The organism is Rathayibacter sp. AY2B5 (assembly GCF_002931645.1).
Classification (GTDB): Bacteria; Actinomycetota; Actinomycetes; order Actinomycetales; family Microbacteriaceae; genus Rathayibacter.
Genome location: NZ_PSUE01000001.1, coordinates 323459 through 338662 on the forward strand (window position 1 = coordinate 323459; position 15204 = coordinate 338662).

Here is a 15204-nt window from a genome sequence, read left to right on the forward strand (position 1 = left end):
GGGGCCCCGCTGCTCCCGGGCGTGGGGACGCGGCCCCTCCGATGCGGGATGCGAGGATGGGCGGGTGTCTGAGCGAAGCCGTCCGTCCATCTTCTGGTTCCTCGCGGCGGCGGTGATCCCCGTGATGACCGCCTCGGTCGACCTGCGGATCCGGAACGGCGACAAGATCCCGAGCACCGGAGCCTTCGTGTTCGCGCCGAACCACTACAGCGAGATCGACCCGATCATCACGGGCTGGACCCTGTGGCGCGCCGGCCGCGCACCGCGCTTCCTCGCCAAGGCCTCGCTGTTCTCGGTGCCCGTGCTCGGCTCGATCCTGCGCGGCTCCGGGCAGATCCCCGTCGAGCGCTCGGGCTCGGTCCGCGGCAGCGAGCCGCTGAAGACCGCCAAGGCTCTCGTGGACGAGGGCCGCTCGGTCATCATCTACCCCGAGGGCACCCTCACCCGCGACCCCGAGCTCTGGCCGATGCGCGGCAAGACGGGAGCGGTGCGGATGGCGCTGCAGTACGGCCTGCCTGTCGTCCCGGTCGCGCACTGGGGCGCGCAGCAGCTGATGGGCCGCTACTCCAAGCGGATCACCCTCTTCCGCCGCAAGCGCGTCGACGTGATCGTCGGCGACCCCGTCGACCTGTCCGCCTTCCGCGGACGCAGCCTCGACTCCGCCACACTCAACGAGGCCTCCGCGGTCGTGATGGCGGCGATCACCGCCCTGCTCGAGGAGCTGCGCGGCGAGGCGGCGCCCGAGAAGCGCTGGAACCCCTCCGAGCACAACCAGAAGGGCACGGGTCGCTTTGAGTCCGAGCAGTAGGAAGGCGCCCATCCCCGTGCCCCGCCGCGTCGCCGTCCTCGGCGCCGGCAGCTGGGGCACCACGTTCGCGAAGATCCTCGCCGACGGCGGCTCCGACGTCGTGATGTGGGCGCGCCGCGCCGAGCTGGCCCGCGAGATCACCGAGGCCAAGCGCAACAGCGACTACCTCCCCGGCATCAACCTCCCGCGCAACATCCGGGCCACGCCGCGCATCGAGGAGGCGCTGGAGGGCGCGGACCACGTCTACCTCTCCATCCCGTCGCAGTCGCTGCGGAGCAACCTCGAGGCGATCACGCCGTTCCTCACCGAGCGCACGGTGCTGGTGAGCCTGATGAAGGGCGTCGAGAAGGGCACCGGCCAGCGGATGAGCGAGGTGATCGCGCAGATGCTGCCGGTCTCTCTCGACCGGATCGCCGTCGCCTCCGGGCCCAACCTCGCCCTCGAGATCGCCAAGGAGCAGCCGACCGCGGCGGTCATCGCCTCCGAGAGCCTCGTCACCGCGCAGGAGGTGGCTCTCGCGGCGACCAACCGCTACTTCCGCTCCTACGTCAACACCGACGTGATCGGCACCGAGTTCGGCGGCGTGCTGAAGAACCTCATCGCCGTGGCGATCGGCATCGTCGACGGCGTCGGCTACGGCGAGAACACGAAGGCATCGATCATCACGCGCGGTCTCGCCGAGATGACCGACTTCGCGGTCGCGTACGGCGGACGGGCCGAGACGATGGCCGGACTCGCTGGGCTCGGCGACCTCATCGCGACGTCGAGCTCGTCCCTCTCGCGCAACAACACGGCCGGGCGCCTGCTCGGCCAGGGCTACAGCTTCACCGACGTGGTGAAGTCGATGCAGCAGACGGCGGAGGGGCTCGCCTCCGTCGCGCCGGTCCTCGAGCTGGCGCGCGCCAGGGGAGTCGACATGCCCATCGTCGAGCAGGTGTCGCAGGTGCTCGCCGGTACGCTCGATCCGAAGGACATCGCGCCGCACCTGACCACGGATTCGGACGAGCCACAGGGTGAGAGGAACCTCGATGACCAGCAAGCTCCGCGTGGCCGTTCTGTTCGGGGGGCGCTCCAGCGAGCACTCGATCAGCTGCGCAACGGCGGCCGGGGTGCTGCGGGCGATCGACCGTGACCGCTTCGAGGTGATCCCCGTCGGGATCACCTCCGACGGCGCCTTCGTGCTCGAGGAGGACCGTCCTGAGAAGTTCGCTCTCGATGCCGCGTCGCTGCCCCGCGTCGAGGACGACGGCTCCCGTGTGCGCTGGCCGGAGTCGGCCCTCTCGCGTGAGCTCACCGTGACGACCGAGGACGGCGCGACGCGCTCGCTCGGCGAGGTCGACGTGGTGCTGCCGATCCTGCACGGCCCGTGGGGCGAGGACGGCACCGTCCAGGGGATGCTCGAGCTCGTCGGGCTGCCCTACGTCGGCTCGGGCGTGCTCGCGTCGGCGCTCGGCATGGACAAGCACTTCACCAAGACGGTGCTGCGGGCCGCGGGCCTCGCGGTGGCGCCCTGGTACCTCGTGACCGAGGCGGAGTGGCGCGCCGACCCGGGCGACGCCTCCTCGGCCCTCGACGAGCTGGGCCTGCCCGCGTTCGTGAAGCCGGCGCGGGCCGGCTCGAGCGTGGGCGTCAGCCGGATCGACGAGCGCGAGCAGCTCGAGGCCGCGCTGGAGGAGGCGTTCGCGCACGACTCGCGGGTGCTGATCGAGTCGGGCATCGTCGGCCGCGAGGTAGAGATCGGCGTGCTCGGCGGCCGCCGCGGTGCTCCGGCCCGCGCCTCCGTCGCCGGCGAGGTGGTCGTCACCGGCCGCGGCTTCTACGACTTCGAGGCGAAGTACCTCGGGGCGTCCGGCATCGAGCTGGTCTGCCCGGCCGATCTCACCGACGGCGAGCTCTCCGAGATGCGGTCCCTCGCGATCCGCGCCTTCGACGCGATCGGAGCCGAGGGCCTCGCCCGGGTCGACTTCTTCCTCACCGCCGACGGCTTCGTCGTCAACGAGATCAACACCATGCCCGGCTTCACGCCGGTCTCGATGTTCCCGCGCATGTGGGGCGCGAGCGGCGTGGACTACCCGGACCTGATCAGCGAGCTGCTCGACTCGGCGCTCGACCGCGTCCCGGTCGCCGCCCGATGACGTCGGCGCTCGCGCTCCGCGTCGAGGCGGGCGCGGCCGCGGCGCCCTTCGAGCAGATCCGTGAGCAGATCACCGCTCTGATCGCCGCGGGCGAGCTGCCGGTCGGCACGCGGCTGCCGCCGGTGCGCGCGCTGGCCGAGACGCTGGGCGTCGCCGCGGGGACGGTCGCCCGCTCCTACCGGGAGCTGGAGTCGGCGGGCCTGGTCGAGACGCGCGGCCGGGCGGGCACGGTCGTCGCGGGAGGCGTGGACGCGCTGGAGCGCGAGCTGCAGGCCGCGGCCGCCGTGTTCGCGTCCCGCGCGCGCGAGCTGGGGGCGACCTCCGATGGTGCGCTCACCGCAGCGAGTCGAGCCCTCGGCGTCTGACGCTGAAGCTCAGCCGGTGGGCGTGTCCGTCGGATCGAGGGTGTCGGCGTCCGAGACGTCGGTGCACTCGCGCGTCTGCGGGACGTAGGAGACGGCGTTCGCCAGGTCGAGCGCGGCGGAGGATCCGGACGCGCGGCTCTGGTCGACGGTGATCTCCACCGCGGGATCGCGACCGTAGGTGGTCAGCGTGTAGATGTCCTCGTCCTTCTGCGTCTCGTCGATGATCCAGTCGACTCCGCTGACGTTCACGCAGAGGTCCGTCGTCGGGCCGGGCACCTCGACTCCGCAGTGGAGGATGACGGCGGCCGGGGTGCCCCAGGCGGCGGTGCCCTGAGCGTTCGTCTCGCGCTCGGGCTGCTCCGCGACCACGTCGGGCAGGCGCACCGAGACCTCCGCGCAGCCGGTGCTCGTCGCATCGGCGGCGGGCTCGAGGGCGACGCTGGCCGAGCAGCCCGAGAGCAGCAGGACGGCGGCGGCGGCGAGAAGGGGGGAGCGGAGTCGGCGGGGGGACATCGCCGTCAACGCTAGCGTGTGAACCATGGCAGAGGATCGGAGTCCCACCCTGGCCGAGCTCAGCGAGGGCGAGGTGCTCGCGAGGGTGCTGGCCCGGCTCGGCGGCCCGGGCGCGGAGACCCTGGTCGGGCCCGGCGACGACTGCGCGGTGCTGCGCGCTCCCGACGGCCGCTTCGTGGTGACCACGGACATGATGGTGCACGGCCCCGACTTCCGGCTGGCCTGGTCGCGCCCGGCGGACCTGGGCTGGAAGGCGGCGGCCTCGAACCTCGCCGACGTCGCGGCGATGGGGGCCCGTCCCACCGGGCTCGTCGTCGCGCTCGCGGCACCCCAGTCGCTGGGCGTCGACGTGCTGGAGGGGATCGCGGGCGGCCTCGCCGCCGGCTGCGCCGCGATGGCGCCGGGATGCGGAGTCGTCGGGGGAGACCTGTCCGCCTCCGCGACGCTGACGCTCTCGATCACGGCGTTCGGCTCGCTCGACGGACGACCGCCGGTGCTCCGCAGCGGTGCGAGGCCGGGGGACGTGCTCGCCGTGGCCGGTCCGCTGGGACGAGCGGGGCTCGGGCTGCGCCTGCTGTTCGAGCAGGCGCGGCGGGACGGGGAGCCGTCGGCCGACCTCGCCGCCCGGCTCCGCGAGCGGCATCCGTCCCTCCTCGAGGCGCAGCTGCGCCCGACCGCGCCGATCTCCGCGGGCGAGGCCGCGGGCGGGACCGCCACCGCGATGATGGACGTCTCGGACGGCGTGGTGCTCGACGCCCGTCGGATGGCGCGTGCGAGCGGAGTGGCGATCGACCTCGATGCCGCGGCGGTCGACGTGCACGCGCGCGGGCTCACTGGCGTGGAGGGCGTGGACCTCGACCTGGCGAGGGCGTTGGTGCTGGGAGGCGGCGAGGACCACGCGATGCTCGCGTGCTTCCCGCCCGCCGCGGCGCTGCCGGAGGGCTTCGTCCCGCTCGGGGTCGTCCGCGAGGGGGACCCGGAGGTGCGCCTGGGCGGGGTCGCGCTCGAGGGGCGCGGGGGCTGGGACCCGTACCTCGGCTGGGACGGCGCGGCGGGCTGAGGCCGGTCAGCCGGCCGCGGAGGAAGCGGGCGAGACGGGCGACGCCGGTGAAGCCCACCAGATCGTGGTCTCGCCGTAGTCCTTCCTCCGCTCCCGCTCCAGACCCGCGGGCCAGCGCGGCTCCGGGCTGCGGGAGCTCCGCTCCACGACGACCACCGCGTCCTCGCGCAGCAGCGGCAGCACGCCGGCGAGATCGGCGGCGAGGTCGTCCTCGCCGAGGTCGTAGGGCGGGTCGAGGAACACCGTGTCCGTGTTGAGGGCCGGGGACCCGTCGAGGAAGGAGCGGACCGAGCCGGTCACCACCTCGATCCGCGGGGCGGGCCGCTTGTTCTTGGCAGCCGCGGTCACGATCGCCCGTGCGTTCTCGCCCGCGGTCCGGGCGGCCTTCGGGTCGCGCTCGACCAGGACGACCGCGCTCGCTCCGCGGCTGGCCGACTCGAGCCCGAGGGCGCCGGAGCCCGCGTAGAGGTCGACCACCGTCGCGCCGTCGAGGGCGTCCCGGGCCTCGAGGGCCGAGAAGACGGCCTCGCGCACGCGGTCGCTGGTGGGGCGGGTGCCCGCGCGCGGGACCCGGAGGGTGAGCGAGCCGGCGAATCCGGCGATGATCCTGGTCACCGGATCGAGCATAGGGCGGCACCCCTGCCCACGGCGTCCGGCGGCCGCCGCGCGCTCCCGCCTGGCGGCACACTGCGAACTCTCGGAACCTGGACCCTTTTCCCGTCAGGACTGCGAGAATCCCTAGCTATGACGTCGCTCGAAGACACCCGCTCCGCTGTCGGCCGCCGAGCGGCTCCCGAGACGCCCCTGACCCGCGAGGAGTTCACGGCGCACTGCGGCGCCGTCCTCGGGAACCTCACCCGCGTGATCGACGGCAAGTCGGCCGAGGTCTCGATGGCGCTGACGGTGTTCCTCGCCGGTGGGCACCTCCTGATGGAGGACGTCCCCGGCACCGGCAAGACGGTCCTGGCGAAGTCGCTGGCGGCCTCGGTCGGCGGCAGCGTCGCGCGCATCCAGTTCACGCCCGACCTGCTCCCCTCCGACGTCACGGGGGTCTCGGTCTACAACCAGGCGACCCGCGACTTCGAGTTCAAGCCGGGCCCGGTCTTCGCGAACATCCTGATCGGCGACGAGATCAACCGGGCCTCGCCCAAGACGCAGTCGGCGCTGCTGGAGTGCATGGAGGAGCGCCAGGTCTCGGTCGACGGCACCACCCACCTCCTCCCGCGCCCCTTCGCCGTGATCGCGACGCAGAACCCGGTCGAGATGGAGGGCACCTACTCGCTGCCCGAGGCCCAGCGCGACCGCTTCATGGCCCGCCTCTCGCTCGGCTACCCCGATGAGCGCGCCGAGCTCGAGATGATCCGCACCCGCGACTCGGCCAGCCCCCTCGAGGAGCTGCGGCCCGTCGTGGGCCTCGCCGAGCTCGAGCGGATGATGGCCTACGTGCGCTCCGTGTACGTCGCACCACCCGTGCAGGAGTACGTGGTGGCGATCATGCAGGCCACGCGGGTCGACCCCGAGCTGCGGCTCGGGGGGAGCCCGCGCGCCACGCTCCAGCTGATCGCCGCCGCGAAGGCTCTCGCCGCCCTCAGCGACCGCGACTTCGTGGTGCCGGACGACGTCGACGCGCTCGCCGTCCCCGTGCTCGGCCACCGCCTCCTGCCCGCCACGCGCCTCCCCGGCCGCTCCGGCGCCGGATCCTCGCACTCGGTCACCGAGATCGTGCAGCGCATCGTCGCGGCCACCCCCGTCCCCTTCGGCAACCGTGGCGACTGAGGCCCGCGCCGCCGAGACGCCGTCGTCCCGTCTCGGCGGTCTGCCCGCGCTCCGCGGGGTCGCGCTGACGCTGCGCGGCTGGGCGCTCGTTCTGCTGGGCGTCGCGGGAGTGGTGATCGCGCCGCTGACAGAGTTCCGCGAGCTGCTGTTCGTCGGCCTGGTGCTGCTGGGCCTGCCCCTGGGCGCGCTCGTCTCCCTGCTCCTGGCGCCGGCGTCGTTCCGAGTGCAGCGCCGCTTCGCTCCCCAGACCGTCGCGGCCGGCGACGTGGTGGAGGTCGACGTGCTGCTCGAGAACCGCGGCCGCGCCGTCCGCAGCGGGGCGCGCGCCCACGACCGGCTCGAGCGCGTGGAGCGCGGGGTCGTCGTCGGCCGGCCGGTCGCCGAGGGCGTCTTCGGGCTGCCGGGCGTCCCGTCGGGCGGCCGCGTGCGCGCCCGCTACCGTCTGCCCGCCGAGCGGCGCGGGATCCACCGCATCGGCCCGCTGCGCCTGGTGCGCGGCGACGGCCTCGGGCTCGCGCTCCGCGAGAGCGTCGTGGGGGCTGCGCAGCCGTTCGTCGTGACTCCGCGGGTCGTGCCGCTCCAGAGCGACGTCCTGGACGCGCACGGAGCAGGCGGATCGAGCCCGGTCGCGCACGCGACGGCCGGCGCCGGCACGGACGACGTGATCCCGCGCGACTACCGCCCGGGGGACGCCATGCGCCGGGTGCACTGGCGGGCGAGCGCCCGCTCCGGTGAGCTCATGGTCCGCCAGGACGAGCAGAACACCGATCCGCACGCGTGGATCCTCCTCGAGACCCGGGCCGAGCGCGTGCTCGAGCGGCGCGGCGACGACCGGCTCGAGTGGGCGGTGTCGATGACGGCCTCCCTCGCCGTGCACCTGCTCGACCGCGGCTTCGAGACCCACCTCGTCGAGACGGGTGCGGACGGCGAGCCGGAGCACTCGGAGGACGAGCGCGAGGTGGCGCACGACGTGCTGCTGCGCCTGGCCGAGCTGGCGCCCTCGCGCGAGTCGGTCGACGCGGTGACCCGGATCTCGGCCGACATGCGCGACACCGGGGGAGTGCGACCGGTCTTCGCCGTCCTCACCCGACTCCTCGAGTCGGACCTCGACGCCCTCGGCTCCCTGGCCGCGCAGTCGCGCCCCGCGATCGCCTTCGTCGTCGCCGGCACCGCTGAGGAGGAGGCGGCTCTCGCCTCGCTCGGCTGGTACGCGGTGTCCGTCGACCCGAGTGCCTCCGTCGAGGAGGCGTGGGCGCAGGCTCTCGCTCTGCGGGTGGTGGCGTGAGCCGCCGCGTCGAGAGCGATCCGCGCGCCGGGTCGGCTCCTCTGAGCGGTCTGCTCTTCCTCGCGATCACGGCCGCCGCCGCCGGGATCGGGCGGCTCCTCGTCGGCGTCGACTGGCTGGTGCTCCTCGCGAGCGCGGTCGCCGTGGTGCTCGGCGTCCCGGCCGCCGCCCGGGCTCTGCGCGTGCACCCCGTCGTCCCGCCGATCCTCGGCACGCTGACGATGGTCGGCGTGCTGACCGCGATGTTCGTGCCCGGTCGGGCCCTGCTGTTCGTGATCCCCACGCCCGGCGCCGTCGCGCAGGCGGAGGCGCTCGCGCAGGGCGGCTTCCAGTCCATCGCCCAGCAGGGGCTCCCGGCCATCGCCGACGACGGCATCTCGTTCCTCCTGATCGGCGGGGTGGTCGTGCTCGCCTGGGCGGCCGACCTGTTCGCCTTCTCCGTCCGCCTCCCCGCCCTGGCCGGTCTGTTCCCTGCGGCGCTGCTCGCGGTGCCGGCGATCGTGGACCCCTCCGAGGTGTCCTGGGCGAGCCTCGTCGTCACTGCGCTCGCCTACGCGGGCGTGCTCGCCGCCACGGCCGCCCCTCGCCGCCCGAGCGGCCCGAGCGCGGCCGCGGCCGTGCTGCCCGCCTTCGCGGCCGTGACCGTCGTCGTCCTGGGCGCGGGAGTCGTCGCCGGGTCGGCGGCAGGCTACGCGCGCACCACCGCCCCCTCGGGCGTCTCCGGCATCCTCTTCAACGGCGCGATCGACCCGGTGGTCGCTCTCGGCGCGGACCTGCGCCGCCCGAACCCCGTGACCGTGCTGCGCTACGCCACCGACTCCGACCTGCCCGTCTACCTCCGCGTGCTGACCGTCTCGGACTTCGACGGTGACGACTGGGCGCCGAGCGAGACTGAGCAGACCGCTCCGATCGAGGCGCCGATCGCGCCCGAGGGGCTCTCCGAGAGCGTGCCGCGCGAGGCGGAGGAGGTCGACGTCTCGGTGGAGACGCTGCGGAGCCAGTGGCTCCCCGTGCCGTATCCGGTCTCGTCGCTGACGGGCGTCGGCGACGGCTGGCTCCAGGACGTGCAGGACGGCTCGATCCGCGGCGACGCGACGACCCGCTCCGGAGACGACTACCAGGTGCAGGCGCTGCGGCTCGAGCCCGACCCGCAGCAGCTGCTCGCCGCGCCCGCGCCGTCCGGCGTCGACCGGTACCTCTCGCTCCCCGACGACGTGCCCGAGATCGTCCGCACCACCGCCGAGGAGGTCACGGCGGAGGCTCCGACCGCCTACGACCGGGCGCGCGCGCTGCAGACGTACTTCCGCTCGTCCGAGTTCCGCTACTCCGAGGACACCCCCGCGGAGGAGGGCTACGACGGCGACGGAGTCGGCGTGCTCTCGGCGTTCCTGACGACGAAGGAGGGCTACTGCGTCCACTTCGCCTCGGCGATGGCGGTGATGGCGCGCGAGCTCGGGATCCCGTCGCGGCTCGCCATCGGCTACCAGCCCGGCTCCGTCGTGCCCTCCGGCGGCAGCGACCTGACCACCTACCGCGTCCTCTCCTCCGACCTGCACGCCTGGCCCGAGCTGTACTTCGAGGGAGTCGGCTGGCTGCCCTTCGAGCCGACGCCCAGCCGCGGCGCTCCGGCCTCCTACACCCTGCCGAGCGCGACGGCGTCCTCGGGCCCCACCGCCCCGGGCTCGACCGCGACCACCGCGCCCGGTGCGACCAGCGCTCCCGCCGCGACACCCACTCCGACGGCCGCGTCGGCGACGCCGACCCCCGGTGCCGTCGGCGCCTCGAGCACCACGGCGGCTCCCGCGGCCACGCTCTGGGTGCTGCTCCTGCTGCTCGTGCTCGTCCCCTGGCTGATGCGCGCCGTCCAGCGCGCGCTGCGGCGCCGGTCCGCGCGCTCCGGCTCCGTCGAGGCCGCGTGGGCCGAGCTGCTGGCGACCGCCCGCGACCTGGGCGTCCCCGTGGAGGACACGGAGTCTCCGCGCGCGCAGGAGGCCCGCATGGCTCCCGCCCTCGACCCCGGAGCGGCGGCACGTCTGCAGGGGCTCCGGGAGCGCGTCGAGCGCCGGCGCTACTCGCCGTCCGCGAGCGAGTCGGAGGCGTGGGACGACGCGACCGCCGTGGCCGCCGCGCTCCGCGGCTCCGCGGGTGCCGGTCGTCGGGTGCTCGCGTCGGTCGTGCCGCGCTCGGCGCTGGACCCGGTCGCCCGGCTCGCGCGTCCGAGGTCCGACCTATGATCGCTAGGTGATCCCGGACCCCCTCGACGCCTCGCTCGCGCCGCTGATCGGGCCGCGCACGGCGACCGCGGTCGAGAAGGCCTTCGGGTACCGCACGGTCGGCGAGCTCCTGGGCCACTACCCGCGCCGCTACGCGAAGCGGGGCGAGCTGACGGCGCTCTCGCGTCTCCCCGTGGGAGAGAGCGTGACGATCGTGGCGGAGGTGCGCGAGGTGCGCGAGCGGCCGATGCGCAACCGGCGCGGCACCCTGCTCGAGGTCGTCATCTCGGACGGCTCGGGCACGCTCTCGCTGACGTTCTTCGGACAGCCCTGGCGCGCGGCGAAGCTCCACCGCGGCGTGCGCGGGATCTTCGCGGGCACGGTCTCGATGTTCCGCGACACCCCGCAGCTCACGCATCCCGACTACCGCCTGTTCGACGACGAGGAGGCCGCCGCGACGGAGACGGGAGGCGGTGAGCTCGCGAAGGACTGGGCCGAGCGGCCGATCCCGATCTACCCGGCGACCAGCGCGATCTCGAGCTGGCAGCTCCAGGCCGCGATCGGCGTGCTGCTGGACGGCTTGCGCGACGTGCCCGACCCGATGCCCGAGCAGGTGCGCGCCGGCCGCTCGCTGCTGGGCCTCGGCGAGGCGCTGGAGCTGATCCACCGCCCGCAGCGGGAGGGCGAGGAGGCGCAGGCGCGCGAGACGCTCCGCTTCCACGAGGCGTTCCTCCTGCAGCTCGCCCTGCTCGAGCGCCGGGCCTCGGCGCGCAGCAGCCCCGCGACCGCCCGCGTGCCCGGCCCCGGCGGGCTGCTCGAGCGCTTCGACGCCGCGCTGCCCTTCGCCCTCACCGGCGACCAGACCGCGGTGGGGCACGAGATCGCCGCCGATCTGGCTGCCGAGAGCCCGATGACCCGGCTGGTGCAGGGCGAGGTCGGCTCCGGCAAGACCCTCGTCGCGCTCCGGGCGATGCTCGCCACGGCCGAGAGCGGCGGGCAGGCGGCGCTGCTCGCTCCCACCGAGGTGCTCGCGGGACAGCACCTCCGCTCGATCGCGAGGACCCTCGGCCCGGAGCTCGCGGCCGAGCTGGTGCCGACCCTCCTCACCGGCGGGCTGGGGGCGGCGCAGCGCCGCGCGGCCCTACTCCGGATCGTCTCGGGCACGGCGAAGATCGTCGTCGGCACGCACGCCCTCCTCGGCGACGCGGTCTCCTTCTACGACCTGGGCCTCGTCGTGATCGACGAGCAGCACCGCTTCGGCGTGGACCAGCGGGACGCCCTGCGCCGGAAGGGCGCCACCCCGCCGCACGTGCTGGTGCTGACGGCCACGCCCATCCCGCGGACCGTCGCCATGACGGTCTTCGGCGATCTCGACACCTCGACCATCCGCGAGCTGCCCGCCGGGCGCCCCGGCATCACGAGCCACGTGGTCCCGCTCGCCGACCACCCCGCGTGGATCGCGCGGGCGTGGGAGCGCGCCGAGGAGGAGATCCGCTCGGGGCACCAGGTCTACCTCGTCTGCCCGGCGATCGAGCCGGGGGAGCCCGCCGAGGGCGCGCAGCCGCCCGAGGAGGACGCCGCCGCGCCGCTCACGACCGTCGCGGCCACGCTGGAGGGCGTGCGCGCGCATCCGCTGCTCGGGAAGCGGCGGTCGGCCGCGCTGCACGGGCGGATGACGACGGAGGAGAAGGACGCCGTGATGCGCTCCTTCGCCGCGGGGGAGATCGACGTCCTGGTGTCGACGACGGTCATCGAGGTCGGCGTGGACGTGCCGAACGCCTCGATGATGGTCGTGCTCGACGCGGAGCGGTTCGGGGTCTCGCAGCTGCACCAGCTCCGCGGGCGCATCGGGCGCGGCGGCGTCGCGGGGGTGTGCCTGTTCGTGACGGCGGCGGAGGCGGGGACGGTCGCGCGCGAGCGGGTGGAGGCGGTCGCCGCGACGCTCGACGGCTTCGCGCTCGCCGAGGTCGACCTGGAGCTGCGCCGCGAGGGCGACGTGCTGGGCGACTCGCAGTCCGGCGGGCGCTCGTCGCTCCGCCTGCTGCGGGTGGTGCAGGACGCGGACGTGATCGTGGAGGCGCGGGCGCTGGCGGAGCGGCTCCTCGCGGAGGACCCGTCCCTCGCCTCGCACAATCGGCTCCGTGCCGCGCTCGAGCGCCGCGTGCAGGACCGCGACCGGGAGTTCCTCGCCAAGAGCTAGGCGGTGCCCGCCCGCTACTCTGTCGGCATGGCCCGCATCGCCGTCGTCCCCGGCTCCTTCGACCCCGTGACCCTCGGTCATCTCGACGTGATCGAGCGGGCCGCGCGCCTGGTCGACGAGCTGCACGTCGTGGTGGTGCACAACCCCGCCAAGACGGCGCTGCTGCCGATCGCCCAGCGCGTCTCGCTCATCGAGCAGTCGATCGCGGAGGCCGGGCTCGAGGGGCGGATCGTCGTCGCCTCGTGGAGCATGGGCCTGCTCGTCGACTACTGCACCGACGTCGGCGCGAGCATCCTGGTGAAGGGCATCCGCTCGCAGGTCGACGTGGCGTACGAGACCCCCATGGCGATCGTGAACCGCAACCTCGCGCACGTCGAGACGGTGTTCCTCCTGCCCGATCCCGCGCACGCCCATGTGTCGAGCTCGCTGGTGCGGCAGGTCTCCTCCCTCGGCGGCGACGTCGCCCCCTACGTGCCGCCCGCGGTCGCCGCGTACCTCGCCGCCGGCTGAGGCGCCGCCGATCGTCCACCCGGGCGATCCCGGGCCGTGGACCCGTGCGCCCGCGGCAGCCGGGAGAATGGACCGGTGAGCGAGACGCGCGTGCAGGCCTGGGCCCTCGACGGCATCCCGGAGGTGACTCCCGGTGACGACCTGCTCGAGCTGATCCTCGCGGCCGTCGCCGCCGCCGCCGAGGAGGACCGGCCCGCGGACGGCGACATCCTCGTGGTCACGAGCAAGATCGTCTCGAAGGCGGAGGGGCGCGTCGTCGCCGCGGCCGACCGCGAGGACGCGATCACGGCCGAGACCGTCCGCGTCGTCGCCACCCGGGCGCACGGCTCCGGCGTCACCCGCATCGTGGAGAACCGCCTCGGGATCGTGCAGGCGGCGGCCGGAGTCGATGCCAGCAACGTCGCGGAGGGGACGGTCCTCCTCCTCCCCGTCGACCCCGACGCCTCGGCGCGGGCCCTCTGCGCGGGCCTCCGGGAGCGGCTCGGCGTGGAGGTGGGCGTGCTCGTCAGCGACACCCTGGGCCGCGCGTGGCGGGTCGGGCAGACCGACGCGGCCATCGGGGCCGCCGGCGTCCTCGTGATCGACGACCTCCGCGGCGGAGTCGACGCCCTGGGGCGCACGCTCGGAGTGACCATGCCGGCCGTGGCGGACGAGATCGCCGCACTCGGCGACCTGGTGAAGGGCAAGGCGAGCGGTCGCCCCGTCGCCGTCGTCCGCGGGCTCGCCCGCCTGGTGACGGGGATCGAGAGCCCGGGTGCCCGCACGCTGACCCGCACGGGCCCCGACGACATGTTCCGCCTCGGCGCCGACGAGGCCTTCGCCGAGGGCTTCGCGGCCGGAGCAGCCTCGCGCGAGGAGCGCGCGTGACCGGCTGGAGCGCGGTCGTCGTGTTCAAGGGCCGCGGCGGCTCGAAGACGCGCCTCGACGTGCCGGGCCGCGCGGCGCTGGCCGAGGCGTTCCTCCTGGACACGCTCGCCGCCGTGGCCGCCGCGGAGCCGGTGGCGAGCCTTCTCCTGGTCACCTCCGACGCCGGTGCGGCCGACCGCGCACGGGCGGAGCACCCGCAGCTGGTGGTGGTGCCCGACCCGGGGACCCTCGACGCCGCCGTGTCCGGGGGAGCCGAGGCCGCCCTCCACCGCCGGCCGGGCGCCCCGGTGATCGTGCTGACCGGGGACCTGCCCGCCCTGCTGCCGTCGGACCTCTCCGAGGCGCTCGCGACGCGGTCGCTCCCGGCCGTCGTCCCGGACCGCGAGGGGAGCGGCACCACGGCGCTCCTGCTGGCGGCCGGAGCCCTCGTCGCTCCGGCGTTCGGCCCGGGCTCTCTGGCCCGGCACCGCGACGCGGGCTGCGCCGTCGTCGTGCTGCCAGGCTCGTCGACGCTGAGGCTGGACGTCGACACGCTCGCCGATCTCGGCGACGCGGAGGAGGCCGGCGTCGGCCCGCACACCTCCCGCGCGCTGGCCGCAGCGGCCTGACGCGCAGGGAGTCCGAGCCGCGGACGCGATCAGCCGGCGAGCAGCCCCGCCTCGAACGCCGCCGTCAGGCCCGCGTCGATCGCGAGCGGTGCGCCGTCGACCGAGCGGACGGGGATCGCCCGCCGGGTGCTCGACACCAGCCACGCCGCATCGGCACCGGTGAGCGCCGAGACCGGCAGCTCGCGGCGCGACGACGCGAGCCCGCGGCGCTCGCCCAGCGCGAGGACCCGCTCGACCGTCGTGCCGGCGAGCACGCTGTCCGAGAGCGGCGTCGCGAGCACCCCGTCGCCGAGGAGCACCAGGCTCGACGTCGCCCCCTCGAGGAGAAGCCCGTCGCTCGTGCGCCAGACCACGTCGTCCGCGCCCCGGGACGCCGCCTCGCGCAGCGCCGCCCGGGTGACGGCGCCCGAGGTGGTCTTGACGCCCGGGAGCAGCCACGGCGCGAGCGGACCGCTCGCGTACCCGCGGTCCAGCACGACGACGGCCGCGCCCTTCTCCCGGAGCGCGCTCGAGTCGGGAGTCGGAGCCGCGCGCACGGTGCACCGGGCGGAGTCGCTCGAGCCGTGGGCGGCGATGAAGCGGACCGTCAGGTCGTCGACCCGGTCGTGCTCCGCCACGGCGAGGTCGACCGCTCGGGACCAGAGGGGCGCCTCCGGGATCGTCAGCCCGACGGCCCGGGCCGATCCGGCCAGCCGCGCGAGGTGCTCGCCGAGCGCGCGGGGACGTCCGTCGAGGACCGCGACGGTCTCGAAGACCCCGTCGCCGCGGAGGTAGCCCGCCTCGTCGACGCGGACGAGCGGACCCTCCGGGTCGCGGAGGACGACGGCGCCGGAGGTGATCTCGACCAGGACGGGGGTGCTCATC

At 74.8% G+C, this 15204-nt stretch carries 15 protein-coding genes; 12 read left to right on the top strand and 3 right to left on the bottom strand.

The genetic code is table 11. The features are described from left to right. Nucleotides 1-64 precede the first annotated feature (64 nt). Genes C5C30_RS01425 through C5C30_RS01440 form a run of 4 tightly spaced genes read left to right on the top strand, consistent with a single transcriptional unit; the run spans nucleotide 65 to nucleotide 3308 of the window. A complete protein-coding gene (locus C5C30_RS01425) occupies nucleotides 65-808 on the top strand; it encodes a 1-acyl-sn-glycerol-3-phosphate acyltransferase (RefSeq protein WP_244229445.1) in 744 nt (247 codons plus the stop codon). 16 nt (nucleotides 809-824) lie between these two features. Then, nucleotides 825-1940, top strand: coding sequence for an NAD(P)H-dependent glycerol-3-phosphate dehydrogenase (locus tag C5C30_RS01430; RefSeq protein WP_181027083.1), 1116 nt, complete (start codon nucleotides 825-827; stop codon nucleotides 1938-1940). Beyond that, a complete protein-coding gene (locus C5C30_RS01435; protein WP_104223094.1) occupies nucleotides 1837-2943 on the top strand; it encodes a D-alanine--D-alanine ligase family protein in 1107 nt (368 codons plus the stop codon). Before C5C30_RS01430 ends, C5C30_RS01435 begins: the two co-directional genes overlap by 104 nt. Beyond that, complete coding sequence (locus C5C30_RS01440; protein ID WP_104223095.1) at nucleotides 2940-3308, top strand: GntR family transcriptional regulator; 369 nt, start codon at nucleotides 2940-2942, stop codon at nucleotides 3306-3308. Before C5C30_RS01435 ends, C5C30_RS01440 begins: the two co-directional genes overlap by 4 nt. A 9-nt stretch (nucleotides 3309-3317) precedes the next feature. Here the strand turns inward: C5C30_RS01440 and C5C30_RS01445 are convergent, their stop codons facing one another. After that, nucleotides 3318-3821 carry a DUF3515 family protein gene (locus C5C30_RS01445; protein WP_104223096.1) on the bottom strand — a complete coding sequence of 168 codons (504 nt, stop codon included), beginning with the start codon at nucleotides 3819-3821 and terminating at the stop codon, nucleotides 3318-3320. A gap of 25 nt (nucleotides 3822-3846) precedes the next feature. Here C5C30_RS01445 and thiL point away from each other — a divergent pair, with 25 nt between their 5' ends. Next, nucleotides 3847-4881, top strand: a complete 1035-nt coding sequence (thiL, locus tag C5C30_RS01450; protein WP_104225623.1) for a thiamine-phosphate kinase — start codon at nucleotides 3847-3849, stop codon at nucleotides 4879-4881. Between the two features lie 6 nt (nucleotides 4882-4887). Here thiL and C5C30_RS01455 read toward each other — a convergent pair whose 3' ends face one another. Continuing rightward, nucleotides 4888-5496 (bottom strand): RsmD family RNA methyltransferase, encoded by a 609-nt coding sequence (locus C5C30_RS01455; RefSeq protein WP_104223136.1) that lies wholly within the window; start codon nucleotides 5494-5496, stop codon nucleotides 4888-4890. Between the two features lie 129 nt (nucleotides 5497-5625). On the opposite strand from C5C30_RS01455, the gene C5C30_RS01460 reads away from it, so the two are divergent. The 7 genes from C5C30_RS01460 (at nucleotide 5626) to cofC (ending at nucleotide 14340) form a co-directional block, all read left to right on the top strand. Then, complete coding sequence (locus tag C5C30_RS01460; protein ID WP_104225624.1) at nucleotides 5626-6657, top strand: MoxR family ATPase; 1032 nt, start codon at nucleotides 5626-5628, stop codon at nucleotides 6655-6657. Then, nucleotides 6647-7942 carry a DUF58 domain-containing protein gene (locus C5C30_RS01465; protein ID WP_104223099.1) on the top strand — a complete coding sequence of 432 codons (1296 nt, stop codon included), beginning with the start codon at nucleotides 6647-6649 and terminating at the stop codon, nucleotides 7940-7942. Before C5C30_RS01460 ends, C5C30_RS01465 begins: the two co-directional genes overlap by 11 nt. Next, entirely contained in the window at nucleotides 7939-10176 is a 2238-nt protein-coding gene (locus tag C5C30_RS01470) for a DUF3488 and transglutaminase-like domain-containing protein (protein ID WP_104333030.1), read from the top strand. Before C5C30_RS01465 ends, C5C30_RS01470 begins: the two co-directional genes overlap by 4 nt. Nucleotides 10177-10183: 7 nt before the next feature. Beyond that, complete coding sequence (locus C5C30_RS01475; protein WP_374955294.1) at nucleotides 10184-12355, top strand: ATP-dependent DNA helicase RecG; 2172 nt, start codon at nucleotides 10184-10186, stop codon at nucleotides 12353-12355. 27 nt (nucleotides 12356-12382) lie between these two features. Continuing rightward, complete coding sequence (gene coaD, locus C5C30_RS01480; protein ID WP_104233800.1) at nucleotides 12383-12865, top strand: pantetheine-phosphate adenylyltransferase; 483 nt, start codon at nucleotides 12383-12385, stop codon at nucleotides 12863-12865. 75 nt (nucleotides 12866-12940) lie between these two features. Then, on the top strand, nucleotides 12941-13732 hold the full coding sequence (locus C5C30_RS01485) for a coenzyme F420-0:L-glutamate ligase (RefSeq protein ID WP_258065751.1): 792 nt from the start codon (nucleotides 12941-12943) through the stop codon (nucleotides 13730-13732). Then, entirely contained in the window at nucleotides 13729-14340 is a 612-nt protein-coding gene (cofC, locus tag C5C30_RS01490) for a 2-phospho-L-lactate guanylyltransferase (RefSeq protein WP_104225626.1), read from the top strand. The genes C5C30_RS01485 and cofC overlap by 4 nt, the downstream gene beginning before the upstream one ends. A gap of 29 nt (nucleotides 14341-14369) precedes the next feature. Here the strand turns inward: cofC and C5C30_RS01495 are convergent, their stop codons facing one another. Further along, nucleotides 14370-15203, bottom strand: coding sequence for an aminotransferase class IV (locus C5C30_RS01495; RefSeq protein ID WP_104262532.1), 834 nt, complete (start codon nucleotides 15201-15203; stop codon nucleotides 14370-14372). Nucleotide 15204: the final 1 nt, after the last annotated feature.